General features: G+C 60.5%; 15 protein-coding genes. 4 read left to right on the forward strand and 11 right to left on the reverse strand.

What is annotated here, in order from left to right; translation table 11 throughout:
• The first annotated feature begins 4 nt into the window (after window positions 1-4).
• Window positions 5-2,455 carry a prolyl oligopeptidase family serine peptidase gene (locus E4631_RS05600; RefSeq protein WP_133660119.1) on the forward strand — a complete coding sequence of 817 codons (2,451 nt, stop codon included), beginning with the start codon at window positions 5-7 and terminating at the stop codon, window positions 2,453-2,455.
• Window positions 2,456-2,684: 229 nt separating this feature from the next.
• Window positions 2,685-3,767 carry an NAD(P)-dependent alcohol dehydrogenase gene (locus E4631_RS05605; RefSeq protein WP_133660120.1) on the forward strand — a complete coding sequence of 361 codons (1,083 nt, stop codon included), beginning with the start codon at window positions 2,685-2,687 and terminating at the stop codon, window positions 3,765-3,767.
• A gap of 102 nt (window positions 3,768-3,869) precedes the next feature.
• On the opposite strand, the gene E4631_RS05610 is transcribed toward E4631_RS05605, so the two are convergent.
• The 11 genes from E4631_RS05610 to E4631_RS05660 all read right to left on the reverse strand — a co-directional run bounded on the left by E4631_RS05610 (window position 3,870) and on the right by E4631_RS05660 (window position 14,951).
• On the reverse strand, window positions 3,870-4,367 hold the full coding sequence (locus E4631_RS05610; RefSeq protein ID WP_133660121.1) for a cupin domain-containing protein: 498 nt from the start codon (window positions 4,365-4,367) through the stop codon (window positions 3,870-3,872).
• Between the two features lie 144 nt (window positions 4,368-4,511).
• Window positions 4,512-6,881, reverse strand: coding sequence for a beta-glucosidase BglX (gene bglX, locus E4631_RS05615; protein ID WP_166648270.1), 2,370 nt, complete (start codon window positions 6,879-6,881; stop codon window positions 4,512-4,514).
• Between the two features lie 307 nt (window positions 6,882-7,188).
• Entirely contained in the window at window positions 7,189-7,614 is a 426-nt protein-coding gene (locus E4631_RS05620; protein WP_133660122.1) for a fibronectin type III domain-containing protein, read from the reverse strand.
• 40 nt (window positions 7,615-7,654) lie between these two features.
• The gene (locus E4631_RS05625; protein ID WP_133660123.1) at window positions 7,655-7,879 is read right to left on the reverse strand and encodes a hypothetical protein; all 225 of its coding nucleotides are present in this window, start codon (window positions 7,877-7,879) and stop codon (window positions 7,655-7,657) included.
• 119 nt (window positions 7,880-7,998) lie between these two features.
• On the reverse strand, window positions 7,999-10,044 hold the full coding sequence (locus E4631_RS05630; protein WP_133660124.1) for an ATP-binding domain-containing protein: 2,046 nt from the start codon (window positions 10,042-10,044) through the stop codon (window positions 7,999-8,001).
• A gap of 210 nt (window positions 10,045-10,254) precedes the next feature.
• Window positions 10,255-10,602 (reverse strand): hypothetical protein, encoded by a 348-nt coding sequence (locus E4631_RS05635; RefSeq protein ID WP_133660125.1) that lies wholly within the window; start codon window positions 10,600-10,602, stop codon window positions 10,255-10,257.
• 11 nt (window positions 10,603-10,613) lie between these two features.
• Window positions 10,614-10,826: a transposase gene (locus E4631_RS26750; RefSeq protein WP_262709784.1), complete on the reverse strand. Its 213-nt coding sequence runs from the start codon at window positions 10,824-10,826 to the stop codon at window positions 10,614-10,616.
• A gap of 330 nt (window positions 10,827-11,156) precedes the next feature.
• Window positions 11,157-12,434, reverse strand: a complete 1,278-nt coding sequence (locus tag E4631_RS05645) for a dihydroorotase (protein WP_135318589.1) — start codon at window positions 12,432-12,434, stop codon at window positions 11,157-11,159.
• Between the two features lie 98 nt (window positions 12,435-12,532).
• Entirely contained in the window at window positions 12,533-13,513 is a 981-nt protein-coding gene (locus E4631_RS05650) for an aspartate carbamoyltransferase catalytic subunit (RefSeq protein ID WP_135318590.1), read from the reverse strand.
• Window positions 13,514-14,069: 556 nt separating this feature from the next.
• The gene (locus E4631_RS25815) at window positions 14,070-14,582 is read right to left on the reverse strand and encodes a transposase (protein ID WP_166647948.1); all 513 of its coding nucleotides are present in this window, start codon (window positions 14,580-14,582) and stop codon (window positions 14,070-14,072) included.
• 72 nt (window positions 14,583-14,654) lie between these two features.
• Complete coding sequence (locus E4631_RS05660) at window positions 14,655-14,951, reverse strand: transposase (protein ID WP_133655932.1); 297 nt, start codon at window positions 14,949-14,951, stop codon at window positions 14,655-14,657.
• A 1,003-nt stretch (window positions 14,952-15,954) separates the two neighbouring features.
• Here E4631_RS05660 and E4631_RS05665 point away from each other — a divergent pair.
• Window positions 15,955-19,011, forward strand: coding sequence for a TonB-dependent receptor (locus tag E4631_RS05665; protein WP_166647947.1), 3,057 nt, complete (start codon window positions 15,955-15,957; stop codon window positions 19,009-19,011).
• Window positions 19,012-19,030: 19 nt separating this feature from the next.
• Window positions 19,031-20,545 (forward strand): RagB/SusD family nutrient uptake outer membrane protein, encoded by a 1,515-nt coding sequence (locus E4631_RS05670; RefSeq protein WP_133655930.1) that lies wholly within the window; start codon window positions 19,031-19,033, stop codon window positions 20,543-20,545.
• Window positions 20,546-20,960 lie beyond the last annotated feature (415 nt).

Raw genomic sequence — 20,960 nt, forward strand, 5'->3', positions numbered from 1 at the left:
CCCCATGAAAAAACTCTTACCCGTGCTGCTGCTGCTCGCAGCCCCCGCCATGGCCCAGGAAACCCAGTACCAGCAGCCGCCCGCCGCTATCCGCGACTTGCTGCTGGCCCCGCCTACCCCCCGCGTGAGCCTCGCCGGTGATGGCAGCGTGCTGGCCATCCTGGCCGTGCAGGATTTCCCGACCATCGCCGAGCTTAGCCAGCCCGAGCTGCGGCTGGCCGGCCTGCGCCTCAACCCACGCACCAACGGCCAGAGCCGGGTGAGCTACGCAGTGGGAATGCAGTTTAAGCGCCTGCCCGGCGGGGCCGAAACGCCCGTGCGGGACCTGCCCGCCCAGGCGCGCATCAGCAGCCCCAGCTGGTCGCCTGATAATCAGCACCTCGCCTTTACCCTGACTACACCCGCCGCCGAGGGGGTAGGGGGGCGGGTCGAATTGTGGGTGGCCGACGTGGCTACCAACTCGGCCCGCCGCCTGCTGGCCACGCCGCTCAATGACGTGTTCGGTACCTCTTTCGAGTGGGTGTCGGATAGCCAGTCGCTGCTGGCGCGCACCGTGCCCGCTGGGCGCGGCGCGGCCCCGGCCGCCGATGCCACGCCCACCGGCCCGGCCGTGCAGGAAACCGGTAGCGGCAAGAAGTCGGGCGCCCGCACCTACCAGGATTTGCTGAAAAACCCCGCCGATGAGCGGACTTTCGAATATTACGCTACCGCGCAGCTCGTGCGTGTGAAGCTGGCCGACGGCAGCGCCCAGCCGCTGGGCCAGCCGGGCGTGCTGCGCACGGCGTCGCCCTCGCCCGATGGCCGCTACGTGCTGGTGCGCACGGCCCACCGGCCGTTCTCTTACACATTGCCTATCAGTGGCTTCCCGCAGCGCATCGACGTGCTCGACCTGGCCACGGGCAGCGTGGTGAAGACCATCGCCGACCTGCCGCTGGCCGACAACGTGCCCACCAATTTCGACGCCGTGCCCACCGGCCCGCGCGACCACGGCTGGCGCACCGACGCGCCCGCCACTCTCAGCTACGCCGAGGCCCAGGACGGCGGCGACCCCAAGGTGAAAGCCGACGTGCGCGACAAGGTGTACCTGCTGCCCGCGCCTTTCACCGGCCCAGCGCAGGAGCTGGCCGCCCTACCCCTCCGCTATGCCGGCATGACCTGGGGCACCGACCACCTGGCGCTGGTGGATGGCTACCGCTGGGCCGACCGCCACGAAACCACCTGGCAACTCGACCCCGCTACCCCCGGCCAGCCGTTGAAGGTGCTCTTCGATGGCTCGTCGCAGGATACCTACCACAATCCCGGCTCGCCGGTCACGCGCCGCAATGCGCAGGGCCGCAGCGTGCTGCGCCTGGCCCAGAGCGGCCAGGCCCTCTACCTGATGGGCCAGGGCGCCTCACCCGAAGGCGACCGGCCCTTCGTGGATGAGCTGAACCTGACCACCAATAAGACTACCCGCCTATGGCGCTCCGAAGCCCCGCACTACGAGATTCCGGCCGCGCTTTTCGACGGCAAAAAAGGCCAGCTGCAGCTGCTGACCCGCCGCGAGGCCGCCGACCAGGTGCCCAACTACTACCTGCGCGAGCTGGGCAAGAAGGGCCAGCCGCTGGCCCTCACGCACTTCGCCAACCCCTACGCCGCGTTTGGGGGTAGCTTCCGCAAGCAGGTGCTGCACTACAAGCGCGCCGATGGGGTAGCCCTCACGGCCAACCTCTACCTGCCGCCCAATTACAAGAAAACCGACGGCCCGCTGCCCACGCTCATGGAGGCCTACCCCGTCGAGTTCAAGGATAAGGCCAATGCCGGGCAGGTGAGCGGCTCGCCCTACACCTTCACGCGCCTCAGCTGGGCCTCGCCCGTGTATTGGGTCACGCAGGGCTACGCCGTGCTCGAAAGCGCCACCGTGCCCATCGTGGGCGAGGGCACTGCCGAGCCCAACGATACCTACACCGAGCAGCTGGTGAGCAGCGCCAAGGCTGCCATCGACGAGGGCCAGCGCCTGGGCGTGGTCGACCCCGCCCGCGTGGCCGTGATGGGCCACAGCTACGGGGCCTTTATGACGGCTAACCTGCTGGCGCACTCCGACTTATTCAAAGCCGGTATCGCCCGTAGCGGCGCCTACAACCGCACCCTCACGCCCTTTGGCTTCCAGGGCGAGGAGCGCACCTACTGGCAAGCCAAGAGCGTGTACGATGCCATGTCGCCGTTCAACTACGCCGATAAAATCAAGACGCCCATCCTGCTCATTCACGGCGAGGCCGACAACAACTCGGGCACGTTTCCTATCCAGAGCGAACGCTTCTACGCCGCCCTCAAGGGCCAGGGCGCCACGGCCCGCTACGTGGTGCTGCCCGCTGAGTCGCACGGCTATTCGGCCCGCGAAAACCTGCTCCACATGCTCTGGGAGATGGATTCGTGGCTGGACAAGTACGTGAAGACGCCGCCGGCCATGAACTAGGGGGTAGGAAGAAAAGCGTAAAAAAAGACGGTCATGCTGAGCTTGTCGAAGCATCTTGGTCGCTTCATCCAACGGAGCGGTAGAGATGCTTCGATAAGCTCAGCATGACCGTCTTTTTGTTTCCAATAGTTCTGTTTAAGCTGTTACAGCAGTCCATCCGGCCGTAACTCAGTAGCGGTTTGGGTCGTTTAGTAAAGAGCAATCCTTTTCTAACCTTCCTTTTCCGCTTATGCAAGCTACCATTCCTACCAAGGCCTACGGGGCCAGCGGCTCCATCTTCAACGGCCTCAAGCCGATGGACATCGAGCGCAATCCGCCGCAGGCCGACGAAATTCACATCGACATCCTGTACTGCGGCGTGTGCCACTCCGACCTGCACCAGGTCAAGAACGACTGGCACAACACGATTTATCCCTGCGTGCCGGGCCATGAGGTAGTCGGCCGCGTGGACCAGATTGGCTCCGCCGTTACCAAGTTCAAAGTGGGTGATATTGTGGGGGTAGGCTGCATGGTTGATTCGTGCGGCGTGTGCCCGGCCTGCAAGGAAAAAGAGGAAAACTACTGCGAAGGCCCCGTGAGTTGGACGGCCACCTACAACGGCTACATGAAGCCCGAAAACAAGGACTTCAACACCTTCGGCGGCTACTCGACCAACATGACGGTGAAGGAGTCGTTTGCCCTCAAAATCCCGGCTACGCTGGATATTAAGGCGGCGGCCCCGATTCTGTGCGCCGGCATTACTACCTATTCGCCCCTCAAATACTGGAACGTCGGCCCCGGCCAGAGCGTGGCCGTGGTGGGCATTGGTGGGCTGGGCCACATGGCCGTGCAGCTAGCGCGGGCGCTGGGTGCCACGGTCACGGCCGTGACCCGCGACGAAAAAAAGCGCGAGGCCGCCGAGCAGCTCGGCGCCCACGAGGTGCTGATTTCGACCGATGCCGACTCGATGAAGGCGCACGAGCTGAAGTACGACTTCATCCTCATCACCATCCCCGACATGTTCGACGTGAACGACTACGTGAAGCTGGCCAAGCGCAACGGCATCATCACCACGGTGGGCCTACTAGGGCCGTATAAGCTGCCCCTCAATAATATGGAGGTAGCCCTGCACCGCCGCACGGTGGCCGGCTCGGTCATCGGTGGCATTGCCGAAACCCAGGAAGTATTGGATTTTTGCGCCGAGCACCACATCCTGCCCGAGGTGGAAATGATAAAGATGCAGGATATCAACGTTGCCTTCGACAAGATGATGGACGAGGAAGTGCGCTTCCGCTACGTCATCGACATGCAGTCACTGAAAGACGCTGAGTAGGCTCGCCCTACCCCCCTTAATGCTCTAAACAACAAGCGCCCGGTAGTTGCCAGGCGCTTGTTGTTTAGGGTTGTCATGTGATTGTTTTCGACGCGAAAAGCGTTATTTCTTCAAATAATCGGGTGGAAAAAGCTCTTGGCCGTGTCGCTCGGCTGCGGCCTGCATCTGCTGTAGCTGGGAGGGGGTAGGCTCCTGCTGGGGCAAAAACTCGCCGGCCGCCACGGGCTGGCCAATCTCTTCAAACAGCTTTTCCAGGCCGGCCGGCACTACCACGCACAGCAGGTGCGCCACGGCGTCCGACTCGTTGGTGAAGCTGTGCACGGCGCCACCTTTGGGAATATCCACGAAATCGCCCTGGCGCGCCGTGTACGTCTGGGTTTCCGACCGCACCACTACTTCGCCCGCAATGACATAAAATGCCTCCTGAATGTCGGTGTGGGCGTGGGGGCCGGGCCCACCCCCCGGCGGCACCAGCATATCGATGATGGCGTAGGCGCCGCTGGTTTGCTCACCCGAGGTCACGATGCGGTAGGTATCGCCGACGACTGAGAGGGACGGGCCCGCCTGGGCGGCGAGTGTTCTGATTGACGTGGGACGCATGAGGTATACTATCTGGTGATGAGCTTAATAACCTATACGGCGCCCTGCGTAATGAGGCTGCCGGATGGTTAAGTAATGTGGCTCGGAGCCACAAAAAAAGCGGCGGCAACCGAAGTTTCCGCCGCTTTTTTTGTGCTCAGTACCTCACTTCGTCAGCGTGAAGCTGGTCATCTGCACGTCGCGCGAGTTGCCGCCGGTCATCACCTGAAACTCGCCGGGCTCGGACACGAACTGCAGGTTGTCGTTGTAAAATTTCAGGTCGTTGGCCGCCAGGTGGAAGGTGAGTTGGCGGCTTTCACCCTTTTTGAGGGTGATTTTCTGGAAGCCTTTCAACTCCTGCACCGGGCGGGTGCTGCTGCCCACCATATCGCGCAGGTAGCATTGGGCAATCTCGGTGCCGTCGTACTGGCCGGTGTTCTGCACCGTCACGGTCACTTCGAGGTCCTGGCCGGGGCTGATGCTGGCCTGGCTTACCGTAGGCTTGCCGTAGGTGAACGTGGTGTAGCTCAGGCCGTAGCCGAAGGGGTAGAGCGGGTCATTGGGAATGTCGAGGTAGCGCGACTTATACTTATCGAGTAGCACGCCGGCGTAGGGGCGGCCGGTACTCTTGTGGTTGTAATAAATTGGAATTTGCCCCACCGCCCGCGGAAACGTCATCGTGAGCTTGCCCGACGGGTTATACACCCCAAATAGCGCATCGGCCACCGCGTTGCCGGCCTGCGTGCCGCCAAACCACGTTTCGAGGATGGCGTCGGCGTGCTGGTCTTCCCAGGGTAGGGTGAGCGGGCGGCCATTCACGAGCACCACCACCAGCGGCTTGCCGGTGGCTTTCAGCGCCTTGAGCAGGTCGAGCTGGCGGCCGGGCAGGCCGATGTCGGCGCGGCTGGCGGCCTCGCCGGTCATGCCCTGGCTTTCGCCCACCACGGCCACCACCACGTCGGAGCCCTGGGCGGCCTGCACGGCTTCGGCAATCATCGTTTCGGCCGAGCGGGTGTCGATGTTCAGCTCGCCGCCGTGGGCGTTGAGGCGCTGAATCATCTGCTGGTCGTCGGTCACGTTGGCGCCCTGGGCGTAGGTCACGTGCACGCCTGCGCCGCCCACGTTCTTGATTCCCTGCAGGATGGAGATGGCCTGCTTGCCGTCGCCGGCGCCGCTCCAGTTGCCAATCATGTCGCGGCTGCGGTCGGCCAGCGGGCCCACCACGGCCACGTTCACCGTGTTTTTGAGGGGTAGGGTCTGCTTGTCATTCTTGAGCAGCACCAGCGTGCGGCGCGTGATGTCGCGGGCATCGGCGATGTACGCGGGCTTCATCTCGGTGGCCTTGGCGCGCTCCTCCGTCACGCCCCGGTAGGGGTCCGTAAAGAGGCCGAGCTTGTACTTGGCCTCCAGCACCCGGCGGCAGGCCTGGTCGATGGCCGCCTGGGTCACGGTGCCTTCCTTGAGATTGGTAGCTAATTGCCTAAGAAAAACCTCGCCCACCATGTCCATGTCCACGCCCGCGTTCAGAGCCAGTTCCGATACCTTTTTCTCATCGCCCATGCCGTGAGCTGTCAGCTCCGGGATGCCCGTGTAGTCGGTAGAAACGAAGCCTTGGAAACTCCACTGCTTGCGCAGCAAATCGGTGAGCAGCCACTTGTTGGCCGTGGCCGGAATGCCGTTGATGTCATTAAACGACGCCATCACCGAGCCCACGCCCGCCCGCACCGCCGCCCGATAGGGGGGTAGGTACTCGTTGTACATGCGCTGGCGGCTCATGTCGGTGGTGTTGTAGTCGCGGCCGGCCTCGGCGGCGCCGTACAGGGCAAAGTGCTTGAGGCAGGCCATCACCGTTTCGGGCTTGGTCATGTCGTTGGTCGGCCCCTGAAAGCCGCGCACCATGGCCTCCGCAATGCGCGAGCCCAGGTACGGGTCCTCGCCGGCGCCCTCGGCCACCCGGCCCCAGCGCGGGTCGCGGGCAATGTCTACCATCGGCGAATACACCCAGTTCAAGCCATCGGCCGAGGCCTCGGCGGCCGCGATGCGGGCGCTGCGCTCCATGGCGTCGAGGTCCCAGGAGGCAGCCAGGCCCAGCGGAATCGGGAAGATGGTGCGGTGCCCGTGAATGACGTCGTAGCCCAAAATGAGCGGAATGTGCAGCCGCGTATCCTGAATGGCCTGCTGCTGCAGCTTGCGCGCCGCCACCGGCGTAAAGGTGTTGAGCACCGCGCCCACCAGGCCTTTTTTAATGTTGGCGTCCACGTTCTGGCTCACCACGGGGCCCGTCACGTCGAAGCCCACCGACACGAGGTTGAGCTGGCCGATTTTCTCCTCCAGCGTCATCTTCTGCATCAGGCTCGTCACGAACTGCTGCATCTGCGGGTCCACGGCGGGCGAGCCGGGGGTAGGGGCGGGGGCGGCAGGCTTGGCCTTAGGTTTAGCCGGGGCTTTGGCGCGCACCTGGGCCTGGGCGTTGGTGCCGGCCAGGCCCAGCGCCAGCAGCAAAGCGGCCCGAAATAGCGATTGGCGGTGTTTCATGAGGAAGGGTGGGGTAGGAATGAAAGCGGAAAGTTAGGCCGTAGCGCAAGCTGTTAGAAAATGTCCTCTGCGCGCTATAAAGGCACTTCGTGGCCTTTGTGGAAGTAGCTAAACGGCTTGGCGTGTGCAGTAGCCGCCGGCCAGCTGCCGCTCAACCGGGCACTTGCGCCGCCCAAAGGTGGGTAGGCGTGTGTCGTAACTGCGTGAATACCCCGATTGGGCAATCAGAAAACGGGAAAAGAAGATTTTCAAAAAATAGCTCACTGACCAACGCCGAAGAGCGCCCGCGAGCAATAAGCAGCCGGTTTTACTCCGCCTTGCTAACGGCCGTGCGGCCCGATACGCCGTTCTCATTAATGGCCTCAATGGTGAAATAATACGGTAGGTCCTTGTCCATGCCTTTGAAATAGTAATCGTTGGCCTCGTGCACCATAATGCAGCTATACAGCTTATCGGGCGCCAGCCCGGTGTAGATATTACAGGCGTAAGCACCGTCTACCGGGGCCCAGCGCAGCCAGGCGCTGCGCTTGTCGGTGGCCGTGCGCAGCACCACAAAATCCTTCACTGCTGCCGGCCGTGCGCCACTACCCTGCCCAAATACCCGCAAGCCGCTGAGGGCAACCTTGCCGGTGGGCATATGCACGTTTTCGAGCTTGAGGTAGCGGGTGCGCAGCGGTGTTTTCAGCGCCAGGTAGTCGTGCGGGATGTCTGTTTTGTTGCGGCTTTTATCCACCAGCAGCGTCCAGACTCTACCATCCAGCGAGTAGTAGCGTTTATATTGATGGATAGAGCCCCGGCTGCCGGCTCATAAAAACCGGGTTCACACCCTGGTCGGCGTAGTTGATTTGCACGGCGCGTACGGTGCTCACCTGGCCCAGGTCGGTCTGGAAATATTCGCTGGGGTTGGCAGTGGCGGCGCTCCAGTAGGTCTGGATGCGCTCCTCCACGGCCAGGTTGGGCACGTGGCCACACGTGAGGTTCTTAGCTGAATTCTGCAACAGCCGCGAACAGTTAATGAATGTTATCGCCTGCTCTAGTCATTTGATGGACGAGACTCTGTCTTGGGTGACAAACTCGCTTCAAGTAAGTCCAAAGCTAGTTGGCGAGGCTCAGCAGGTCAGCGTGACAAGAAGGGAGTGATAGCCTGCGTATAAGTCAGCGAGAGCTGATGCATGGCGCGGGTGCACGCCACGTAAAGCATACCCTGGTCTACCTCCGTTTTGTAGGTGGCGGCTGAGGCAAACGGCACAATAACCTCGTCAAATTCGAGGCCCTTCGCCAAGTAGGCCGTAGTGATGATTACGCCTTCTTTAAAAGCGGTGGACTCGGCCGTGAGCAGCTGTACGCCGGGGCCCTGCAGCACCTGCTGCACCTGGGTAGCCTGCCGCAGGGTTTTGCAAATGATGCCGAGCGACTGCTGGCCGCTACTTTGGAAGGCAGTGACCAGCAGCTGCACTGCCTGCAGCTCTTCGGTGGGGCTGTCGAAGCGCGCTACCAGCGGCTCGCGGCCGTGCCTTTCTAGGGCAATGAGGTCGGGGTTAGGCGTGATGCGCTGCGCAAAGGCCGTGATTTCGAGCGTAGAGCGGTAGCTGCGGTGCAGCCTGACGACCTCGGCCTGGGGAAAGACGCGCTCGATGGTTTCGGCGGAGGACGCACTGTAGGGGTTCACCGTCTGGTTGACATCGCCCAGGATGGTTTTGCGGCAGGGGAATAGGCGAGACAGCACGGCGTAGTGCACGGGGGTATAGTCCTGCATTTCATCCACCACCAGGTGCTTTACGTGCTCGTAGGCCGTGAGGCCCTCTAGCCGCAGGCGCAGGTAAATGAGCGCAAACACATCTGCGTATTCCACCCGCTGGCCCGGCTCGACCCGGCAGAGCTCGGGACGGCCTAGCCAGCGGTAGAAATCGCGGTAGAAATCCAGCACCTGGGTGAACTTGAACATGCCCGGAATGGCGTCGCCGATGAGGGATTTCTCCTGCCCGGTTAGCTTGCGCTGGGTGGCGTCGCGCACGTAGGTGCGCACATCCTGGGCCACCAGCGGAAAGCGTTTCAGCATCGGCACCCGGTGGTAGGCCTTGAACCGCCCCAGGATAAACGGCAGCGGCACGAGCAGCCGGCCCAGCCGCAGCTCACTACCCGTGAAGTAGTTGTTCTCCACATGCAGCAAGTACTTATTGAGCTGGCTCAAAAACTCGCCCGATGACTTGAACCGGATGCGCTCGACGAAGGCGGGGTCGGGGTTTTCGAGCAGCGCCGACACCTGCTCGAAAAAGGACTGGAACGGGTACCGGTTTTCGAGCAAGTCGGCCGCCAGCTCTTCCATGCCCAGCTCCGGAATGTGCTCCTCGCCCAGCTCGGGCAACACGTTGGAGATATAGTCGGCGAAGACTTTATTGGGCGAGATGATGAGCACGTCTTTGGCCGCAATCGTGTCGCGGTAGCGGTAGAGCAAAAAGGCAATCCGGTGCAGGGCAATCGAGGTTTTGCCCGAGCCCGCCACGCCCTGAATGACCATCACCGACGCCGTTTCGTTGCGAATCACCGCATTCTGGTCGCGCTGAATAGTGGCGACGATGTTCTTCATCTTCTCGTCGGACGACTTAGCCAGCTCGCGCTGCAGCACGTCGTCGTGGATATTCACGTCGTTTTCGAGCACAAACTCCAGCTGGCCGTCGCGAATCTTGTACTGCCGCTTTAACTCGATGGTGCCTGCAATCGAGCCCGACGGCGTGGGATAGGCGGCTTCCCCCAGCTCATAGTCGTAGAACAGCGACGAGATGGGCGCCCGCCAGTCGTAAATCAGGTTTTGGCGCTGCCGCTCGTCCAGGAAGGAATGCACGCCGATGTACACCAGTGATTTGGCCCCGCCCTGCGCCACAAAGTCGATGCGCCCGAAGTAGGGTGATTGCAGCAGCTTGAGCAGCTTGCGCTTGCGAGCCACGGCGGCCTCCCCCGTGAAGGCCATGCGGTTGATGGACTGGTCGGCGGCCACCATATCCGCGTCGTCCATGCTCGACTGGTGCTCGTGCAGGTACTGCTTTTTCTCCCGCAGCTCGCTGGAAAACTGCTTCACGGCCTCGTCGCCGCGCCGAATAGCCAGCGCTAGCTTCTCCTTGATTTCTTCCAGGTATTCTCTTTCTGCGTGCTCTGTGTCATTCATCCCGGGTAGGTCTTGGCTAGTGGGGTGCAAAGGTGAGCCAAAAGGCTGGTCTAGCGAAAAGCTGGCGGAGGTAGCAGCGTGCCTTGCCTTACCGCAATGGCCTTGGTTAAAAGTTTGGTCCAAAAGTCGCATTTAGCGCACAAGGACGACGCAGGCCCTTGCTGCATGTCGAACAACTGGGTCAGCAGCAAGGCAGCGGTCAACGGCTGGTTAGGCTGGTGCAGCCCCGCAGGCTGGCACTCCGGGCTGACCCAGCAACTCGTGCGTGGTAGCCACCTCGTCCCAGAAGGCAACGGCGGCGGCCCCGTCCACGGCATCCGCAGGCAGCACCCGACTAGCCAGTACATGACCCAGCGTGTCGGTCAGCACCAGGCGTTTACGCCCTTTGACCAACTTGCCCGCGTCGAAGCCCACCGTGGCCCCGGTGGCAGTCGCCGCATTCTTAACGCTTTGCGTGTCCAGAATTACGGCCGTGGGGCAGGCTTTTTTTAGGCCTGTTCCCGGCTCGCCACCGTCAGGCAGGCGCTCACCCGGGCCCAGGTGCCGTCTGCCTCCCACTTGTCGAAATATCAGTACACGGTGCCCCAGGGCGGCAAATCGCCCGGTACATCCTGCCAGACGCAGCCGTTTTTGTGGACGTACAAAGTGGCATTGACAATCTCCACCAGCGGCCACTTGCTGCGCCGTTGCACGACCAGCAACGGCTCCAGACGCCCCCAGTCATGCGAGCAAAGGTCTGAACTATAAACCTTTCGCTGTGAGTGGACTACTTCTTTTATCAAGAAAATTTAACTCAAACAGCTTCTGAACAAGTTTCCTGAACCATGGGGTGTTCCCTGCCTAGGTTGCTCGGTAGCGAACGTCGAGGCATATTGTTCAGTAAAACGGAGGTTTCGCTGAACAAACACGTTCTACGGACCACTGAATGCCGTTTTTAAACGGTGGTCACGGCGTTTGAAGCAACTCGTTTAACTTCCGTACCAAACGTTTAACCGAGGCCAGTCTTCTTCGGCAGTCCAGCTGCCTTTTCGGTCTGGTCACATTTTCTAAACGAACTCCCAGCAAGTGCGACGGAGCAAAAAAGACATTTTAGAAACGAGCGCAACGAACCCTCAGCGCTCCAGCAGGATTTCCGAACCTAAAATCACCACGTCTACCCGGCCTTTCAGCGTCTGGTCGATGAAGGGCGTGTTCTGGGATTTGGATTTCATGAATTCCCGCGTGAAGGTCGTTTCCGCTTCGGTATCGAACAGAACGCAGTTGGCTTCTTGGCCGACTTCGATGGCGGCTACCGGCAGGCCCATCAGGCGGCGGGGCTCCGCCGAATAGCGCTTCACCACCACGTCCCATCCAAATTTTCCGGGCTCGACGAAGTGGTGATGAAGCGAGACAAGGGCCGTATCCAGGCCGGTAATGCCATTGGGCGCGCTGATAAAATCCTGGGCTTTTTCGAACGGCGTGTGCGGCGCATGGTCGGTGGCAATGAGGTCGAATACCCCTTCAATGAGTCCTTCCAGCAGCGCATCACAATCGGCCTGCGTCCGCAGCGGCGGGTTCATCTTGTAGTTCGTGTCGTAGTCGCCAATGTGCTCGTCGGTGAACAGCAGGTGGTGCGGCATCACTTCCGCCGTCACCTTCACATCGCCGCGCGATTTCCACCAGCGGATGGTTTCCATGCCGAGCTTGCTGGACACGTGCTGGATGTGCACGTGTGCGCCCGCCGCGTGGGCCAGGCGGATGTCGCGGTCAATAATAATTTCCTCCGCGCACGCCGGCGAGCCCTTGATGCCAAGCCGGTAGCTCATCACCCCTTCGTTCAGAGCGCGTGGCCCGGCCAGCTCCGATACCTCGCAGTGGCTGGCAAAAAACATCCCAAACTCGGTGGCGTACTGCATCGCCCGCAGCAGCACTGCTGGGTCGGCGGTGGTGTCCCCGTCGTCGGTGAGCATTTTCACGCCGAGTCCGCGCATGCCCTCGATTTCCGCCAGCTCCTTGCCCTCGCGGTTCTTGGTGACGCAGCCGGAGGTGTACACCGGAATACGGGACCGGTGCTTGGCATTTTCCAGCACGGTGGCTATCGCAGTCGCCGAGTCGAGCGCCGGGCGGGTATTCGGCATCATGACCACGCCGGTAATGCCGCCGTTGATGGCCGCTTCGCTCCCGGTAGTGATAGTTTCCTTGTTTTCAAACCCTGGGGCGCGGAAATGGACGTGGGCATCGAACATGCCGGGCATAAGAACCCGGCCGCGCGCGTCGATGACCCGGGCACCCTCGGGAATGGCCAGGTTGCTGCCGATGTCCTGAATTTTTCCTTCGACAATCAGGACATCGCCCTCGATAAGTACGGGTGAATTTTCGGAGGCGATGCGGGCGTTTTGAAGGAGAAGCATGGCTGGATGAGTGCTGTAAACCGGCAAGGGGGGGGTAGGGATATTTGGGCTAGTGAAGAAGAAAATACACGGGCGGCACCAGCCGCCGCTTGCGCCGCTTAGGACGTAAGCAGCGCTGAACCAGCGCGCTGCCGCGCGACATACGATTCCTGCCGCGGAAACTCCCCGCCCGGCGTGAGCCAGTCGAGCACGGCCATGCGAATGGAAATCCCGTTTTCGACCTGGTTGGTGATGAGGCTGCGCTCGTAGTCCATGACGGCGTCGCACAGCTCGACCCCCCGGTTCACGGGGCCGGGGTGCATGATGTAGAGGCCGCGGTCGCGGATTTCCGCCAGCCGGGTATTAGTGATGCCGTAGACCCGGTGGTATTCGCGGAGGCTGGGAAAAAATTGCACGTCCTGGCGCTCCATCTGCACACGGAGCAGGTATACCACATCGGGCGCCCAGGCCATGGCCGCCTCGTAGTCGGTGAAGCGGGGGATGGTGGCCGGGCCGTATTTGGGCACCAGCGACCCCGGGCCGAGATAAGCAACCTCAACGCCCAGCTTTTGCAGCAGGGTGCTGGTAGAGCGCGCAACGCGGGAGTGGAGAATATCGCCGATGATGAGGACTTTTTTGCCCCTGGGGTCAGGAAATTTTTCCCTGATGGTGAAGGCGTCCAGCAAAGCCTGGGTAGGGTGCTCATGCGCCCCGTCGCCGGCATTGATGACCGACGCTGTGGTTTGGCGGGCAATCATGCCGGGCAGGCCGGAGTGGCTGTGGCGAACGACGATGTAGTCGGTCCGCATGGCCTGGAGCGTCTCGATGGTCTCGCGCACCGACTCGCCCTTGGTGATGGAGGAGTGGGCGACGTCGAAATTCGTCACCTCCGCCGAGAGGCGTTTGGCCGCGACCTCGAAGGAAGAGTGCGTCCGGGTGCTGGCCTCGTAGAACAGCATGAGCACGGACTTGCCCTCGAGGGCGGGGATTTTTTTCACCGAGTGGGCGAACAATTTTTTAAAGGACGTGGATTGGTCGAGCAGGAACTCGATTTCCTCACGGTGAAGGGATGCGATGTCGAGCAGGTCTTTACGTGCCATACCGGAGTGGAGGAAAAGTGAGGTTGACTAGCTAAAACGGACTAGGTGAAGCAGTATCTGCCCCTACCCATGCCGGGGAAACCGGCTACCGGTGTGGGCCGCGGTGATGGTGGCAGCTATGGTTAGGGGAGCGGGTGTTAGCGTCCAGGGGGGGTAGGGGGTTGCTGGCTGAAAGGATTACCAGGCAGCAGGTAACGAACTCAACGGGCATAAAAAAACCGTTTCGGAGTCCGAAACGGTGGCGGGGCAACACTCAGAAAAAACAACGGAAATGCCAAAGGCAAAATCAGGAAAACCAATGGTGGCGAAGACCTTCCGGGCCACTCGCGGCTCCCTGCTAAGCAGGGTCCCGCGCTTCGTTAACAGGTTTTTTGGTTGAAGCACGGTGCAAAGCTACGGCATTGTTACGTATCCTTTGAGCATAGTAGGAAAGAATTTCCGTTGAGGCGAACGTACCAAAGCGCCTTTATTCAAGGTGCTATACAGAAGCGTTTCGGGCCGGTTGGCGCCTTAGACGTCGGTTAAAAGTAGGGTCCTAAAGTCAAACGCGCGTCGGCTAAGTCGGCAAAAACCGGCCATTCCCAGCGTTCAAGCTCTTCGGTTTTGAAGCGCGACCACAAGCTTTCTGCTTGGGCATTATCGTAGCAGTCGCCGCGTCGGCTCTGCGAACGAAGGGCTCGGTGCTGGTGCAACAGGGCGCGGTAGGCGTTACCGCAGTACTGCCCGCCGCGGTCGAGGTGAGTGATGAATTCCGGGGTAGGCGGTTGGGCGCGCAACGCAAGCTATGCGCCGAATAGGTCGTGCGCGGGGTGTAAGCCTTGGGCTGGAGCGCGTGCCGGCCCCGGCGGCGCATGGCCGTGCGCAGGCGCTGATGGCCCGCCCGGTGCCCTTTTTGGCGCAAGGCCACCTGGAGGCGGCGGGTGCCGTAGCGGCGTTTGTAGACGTTAACTACCTTGACCAGCGCTGTTTCCCAGGCCGGTGATTCGCTGCTCACTGCCCGTTGCGGGCCTTGTTGCCAGGCATAAAAGCCGCTGGCCGGCACGCCCGGCACCTGGCAGAGCTGGCGCATGGGGTAGTGGTCGCGCTCGGCGGCGATAAAGCGGTAGTGGCTCGTGGCGTCTCGGTCTGCGAGAGCCTGCGCTCATAGCAGGCAACTGGCAATGGCTTTTTTTGAAATTTCCAGTTCCTGCGCCTGCCGCCGGGCCAGGGCCCGCAACTGGCGCAGTTCGGCGGCCGTGGCCGGGTCCAGGGCGGCCCCCAACGCGGCGGCCACCGGCGTTGGGGCGGCTTTCTGCCACTGGCAGATGCGCTTCGGGTCGATATTGAGCGCTCGTGCAGCGGCTTGAGTCGAGCGGCTTTGCTCGGCCAGGCGCAAGGCTTCGGCACGGAAAGGCGCATCGTACCTGCGGCGTTTAGCAGGTTTTGGCGTGTCTTTCATGACGAAGGAAATATACTACCCCGTTCTGTCCAGGTCTACCCGACTACCTCAGAGACTATCTGGGGGCCGTGGTAGCAGCTTGCCAACCCCGCCGGTGGTCCTGATGCCGACTCGACCTTCCACTCGCAGAGCACTTATATTCTGCCGGTGGCGGGTAAAAGCATGCCTTCATTTTTAGGGCCGACCACTGGACGCCCAAGAATCCCATCGACGGCGGTTACATCTGGTTGCCGCTGAGCTTTGAGGGCCAGCAGCCGCGCTTACAGTGGCACGACTGCTGGAACCTGGGCATATTCGACCAGCCCAAGGTCCGGGCTCTGAACCCCTAGCCCGCGCCCGGCCGGCTATCTCGGGCCAACCAGGATGAGCAGCAGCTAAAAATAATTAATTATTTGTCTAATAAATAGTTAGGAGATATGGGCTGAAAAATAAAGGCGAATTTACCCCCCTTATTTACTTAAAAAGCCCTTGCTTTCTTCCTGCCAGGGTCAATACTTTTGAGCAGGCTACCTGGCTGGAATAGCGGCTTTTTCTACGTCGCTGGTTGCAATCAAATTTGCCTGGCGCGGTGCGCTTTCACGATGACTCTTTTCTCCCACCCAGGCTGCTTCAGCCACTTTTTCAGGCCCTATGGAGGTCAATGCGGTACGTTTATGGGAACATACACATCCAGGGGCATCGCTGCGCCAGCTGGCCTGGTCTGCCTATGCCAAAGGTCCGCCGGATAAGAACATAGCCCGGAATGGCACCAGATGCCCCACTGCTGGCGAGAACTAAAAACTGACCTGTTGCAGCGGCTTGCCGACCTGTAATTTCTGCTGTCTGCCTTTACTATTCCCACCCATCTTACGCTGTTTGTATGTCAAACCTTTCTTCACTCAAATCCTGCTCGCTTTTGCTGGTCTGCGCTTTCCCTCCCGCGCTGGCCCTCGCAAAAAGTACCGCTGCAGCGGCTGCTTTTAGTAAGCCGGCAATACCTTCAAAAAAGAGTGGTTTTTTGCCTGTGGTTACGCAATCATTTGTAGATAACTACCTGCTGGCTAACGCTTACGCTGCGCAGGCACCACTGCCCGTAAAAGGCAGGGTAGTAGGCCCAAACAATGAAAGCATTCCCGGCGCTACGGTGGTGGTAAAAGGCACTACGCTCGGCACTACCTCCGACGAGTCGGGTAATTTCAGTCTGAACCTGCCCGATGGCAATGCCACCCTGGTCATCTCGTCCATCGGTTTTGCTACCCAGGAAATTGCAGTGAATGGCCGGGCGACGCTGACCATTAGCTTACAAAACGATGTGAAAGCCCTCAACGACGTGGTGGTGGTAGGCTACGGCACGCAGCGGCGCGAAGATGTGACGGGCGCTATCTCGTCGATAAAAGCCGAGGACATTCGCACGCAGGGGTCCAATACGGTGCAGAAATCGTTGCAGGGCCGGGTCGCGGGCGTGCAGATTGAGTCGTCAGGCGGCGACCCGGGCTCGGGGGTGCGGGTGGTCATCCGGGGCGCCGGCTCGCTCAACAACAACAACCCGCTCTACATCGTGGACGGCGTGCAGGTGGATAACATCAACAACCTCCAGCCCACGGATATTGCGTCGTTTGATGTGCTGAAGGATGCCTCGGCGGCGGCCATCTACGGCTCGCGCGCGGCCAATGGCGTTATTCTCATTACTACGAAAGGCGGCAAAAAAGGCGAAAACCGCCTTGACTTCAACGCCTATTACGGCGTGCAGCAGCAAGCTAAGAAAATTGACGTGCTGAATGCCTCGCAGTGGGCCACCGTCAGCAACGCCGCGCACGACAATGCGGGCCTACCCCGGCTCGACATTGCCAAGAACCCCGAAACCCTGGGCGCTGGTACCGACTGGCAAAAGGAAATCTACCGCACCGCGCCCATGCAGAACTACACGCTGGGCGCCAGCGGGGGTAGCGACAACTTCACCTATAGCCTGTCGGGCGGCTACCTCGACCAGCAGGGCATCGTCAAGAAAACGGATTACGACCGCTGGAACCTGCGCCTGAAAACGGACTTCACCAAAGGCCGGGTGCGCATTGGCGAAACGATTATCCTGACCCGGGAATACTGGCGCGGCATGGCCGGTGGCTGGGGCGGCCAGGGCGGCAACCCCGTTGGCTCGGCCCTGAAAATGATTCCGGTGTTTCAGGTGTATGACCCCACGGCGGTGGGCGGCTACGGCGGCGCCTATGGCCCCGTAACCAACATTGCCAACCCCGTGGCGCAGCTGAACCTGGAGGTGCCGGAAACCAGAAGCACCACCGCCATTCTGAATGGCTTTGCGGAAGTTTCGATTGTAGACGGCCTGAAATACCGGCTTAACCTGGGCTACACCAGCACGTTCGGCTCCTATAGCGACTACGCCTACCCGTACACCGTGGGAACGCTGTTCAACAACGCTGACCCCGATTTAGCGCAGAATAAAAGTGAGCGTAACTACTTTCTGCAGGAGCACACCCTGAACTACAGCAAAGTATTCGGCAAGCACAATGTGCAGGCGCTGGTGGGCTACACCTACCAGGATACGAAGTACAACGCGCTGAGCGGCTCGAAGAGCGGAATGCCCAACGGCATTCAGGTCCTCGACGCTGGCACCACCAACATTGCCAGCGGCGGCTACGCCTACGAGAGCGTGCTGCTTTCGTACCTGGGCCGGCTGGTGTATTCCTATGATAACCGCTACGTGGTAACCGGCACGTTCCGCCGCGATGGCTCCTCGCGCTTTGGGCCGGCCTATAAATACGGCAACTTCCCATCGGTGGCCCTGGCCTGGAACGTGGTGAACGAGAGCTTCTTTAAGCCGCTGGAAGGGGTGATAACCAACCTGAAAATCCGGGGTAGCTATGGCATCCTGGGCAACCAGGAAATCCCGGACTACCGGTACGTGCCGCTCATCAGCGCAAACACGAACTACGTGATTGGCCAGACGCAGCAGCTGTGGCCCGGCGCTATCCAAACTGCTTTTGCTACCCCCGACATTAAGTGGGAAACCTCCAAAACCTTTGATATCGGCACGGATTGGGGCTTTCTGGACAACAAGCTGAACCTGACGGCCGACTACTTCGTGCGCCGCAACTCCGACATTCTGCTGCAGGTGCCGATTCCGCTGTCCTCGGGGGCCAGCGGCACGAGCCCCTACATTAACGCGGGCCAAATCACGAACAAAGGCATAGAAACCGCCTTGACGTACAACAACAAAGTCGGCGAGTTCAACTACCAGCTAACGGGTACGTTCACGGCCATCCAGAACAACGTGGACTTTCTGGGCACCGGCACGCAGCAGATTTCGGGCGGGCAGCCCACGCACCACGGCGCGTCGGCCACCATTACGCAGGCCGGCGGCCCGGTGGGCGCTTTTTACCTGATTAAAACGGCTGGCATCTTCAACTCGCAGGATGAGATAAATGCCTATAACGTAGATGGCAAGCTCGTGCAGCCCGGCGCCAAGCCCGGCGATGTGAAGTTTGTGGATGCCAACGGCGACGGCCAGATTGACCAGAACGACCGGCAGTACTGCGGCAGCCCTACCCCCAAGTTTACCTACGGCTTCGGCAGCAACGCTTCCTGGCGCAGCTTCGATTTGAGCTTCTTTTTCCAGGGCACCTACGGCAACAAAATCTACAATGGCGCCCGCGAGGATTTGGAGAGCATGAGTGTGGAAGCCAACTACTCGCCTGCCACGCTCAATGCCTGGACGCCCGACCACCACACGGATTTTCCGCGCGCCGTTATCAACGACCCCAACCTGAATGCCCAGACCTCGGACCGGTTTCTGGAAAGCGGCTCCTACCTGCGCCTGCGCACGCTGCAGCTCGGCTACACCCTGTCGAAAGGCGTGCTGAGCGCAATTAAGCTCAATAGCTGCCGTTTCTATATCAGCTTTGATAACCTGTTCACCATCACCAAGTACACGGGCTTCAACCCCGACCTGGGCCGCTATAACGCCGGGGCAACGGGCGGGGGCATCCTCGACCGGGGCGTGGACTTTCCGCACGTTGCCTATCCGCTGGCCCGCACATCCCTGCTCGGGGTGCAGGTTTCGTTCTAACCTTTCTATTCCCACGATAATGAAACGTATTGTATATGCTTCGCTGCTGGTCCTAAGCCTTGGTGCCTGCACCAAGAATCTGGACCAGGTAAGTCCCAACTCCATCGTTCAAAGCACTTTCTGGAAAACAGACGCCGATTTTCTGTCGGGCCTGGCGGCTACCTACAAGGTTTTTCACGATGTGAACAACGGCTACTACGGCGTGCGTGGTATTGAAACCACCAATGGCCGCGGCGACGACTTTTTCATTCGCAACGACGTGAAGGACTTGTACCAGCTGTCGACCTTCACCAACAACCCCACCACCGGCACGCCCGGCGGCATTTTTACGGGCCTCTACACCGGCATCTTCCGGTGCAACCAGGTAATAGAGCAGGCGCCCCTCAGCGACATTGCCAGCGACTCCAAAAAGCAGTACGTCGCGGAGGCGCAGTTTCTGCGGGGGCTCAACTACTTTCTGCTGGCCACCAACTTTGGCTCGGTGCCGATTATTACCAAAGTGCCGGTGCAGCGGGCCGATTATTTTGTGAGCAAGTCGCCGGAGGCCGACGTGTGGGCGCAGGCTGTCAGCGACTTGCAGGCTGGTGCGGCCGGCTTGCCGGTTTCCTACCCCTCCGCCTGGGTAGGGCGGGCCACCAAGGGCGCCGCCCTGGGTATGCTGGGCAAAGCCTACGTGTACCAGAAGAACTGGGCGGAGGCGGAAAAAGTATTTAAGCAGCTGGCGCAGCCCGACGGCACCGCGCAGGCGCCCTACACGTATGCCCTGATGGCCAATTTTGAAGACAACTTCTCGAAAGGCTCCGATAACAATGTGGAGTCGCTGTTCGAGATTCAGAACCAGAACGTGGGCGGCTCGCAGCCCTGGGCTGGCGAAAATGCCAATGAAGCCCTGGGCGTGACCACGGCGCAGGAATTTGCACCTACCGAGGTGGCCGGCTGGTTTGAGGTGTCGCCCACCGACAAGCTGTTCAACGAGTTTAAGCTGGAGAAGGCCGTGGGCGGCGATTACGACGCCCGCATGTACGCCACGCTGGTATGGGACTATCCGGGAGCCATGTACTACAACAAGCCGTTCAAGGACTTCAAGCTGGTTTTTGGCTACAGCGCGCTGATTCGCAAGTACCAGAACTGGCACGATAACAACGAGGGTATCTGGATTTCGGACATTAACGAAAAGGTGCTGCGCTACGCCGATATCCTGCTGCTGTATGCCGAAACGCTGACCATGCAGGGCCGCGCCAGCGAAGCCATGCCGCTGCTGAACAAGGTGCGCACCCGGGCCAAGCTGGCCGCGCTAGCTGCCGGCTTGTCGACTGCGCAGATGATGACCGAAATTCGCCACCAGCGCATGCTGGAGTTCTTCCGCGAAGGCCAGCGCTTTTATGATTTGAAACGCTGGGGCCTGCTGGAGCAGGAAATCAAGAACAGCGACAAAGTAGGCAAGGAGTTCTTCGCGCCCAAGTTTGCCTATTTCCCCATTCCGCAGGGCGAGCTGAACACCAACCCCAATATCACGCAAAACACCGGCTGGTAAGTGCGTGCGGTAGTCGCAAAAGCGCCATTAATGCCGCTGAGAGCGGCCGGCCTGTGCGGGGTTGCGCTAGAGGATTACTCTAAGCTTCAAAGTGTTGTTTATCAATATGCTTTGCTAGCGTCCCATAAAACGCTCGTTTTCTGAACTAGTACAGAACCCACGCAAACGCCCCTAAAAATGCCAGTTTTTAGGGGCGTTTTGCTGCACCAAATCCTGGAAAAGGCTTTGTGCGTAGCAAGCGAACCGTCGACACGGAGGCTGGATTTGGCGCTCCTCGTTGCCGGGCTACTTCGTCAGGGTCCAGGTGAAACCAATACCCCGGGCTTCATCCGTCGCCAGATTGGCCGTGATTCCGGTCGGCGGTGTGGGGCCGGAGTACGGGCGCCGTTCTCTCGTGTCCCCTACCAGGGAGAGG

The sequence above is a fragment of the Hymenobacter sp. UV11 genome, from assembly GCF_004684095.1.
Classification (GTDB): Bacteria; Bacteroidota; Bacteroidia; order Cytophagales; family Hymenobacteraceae; genus Hymenobacter.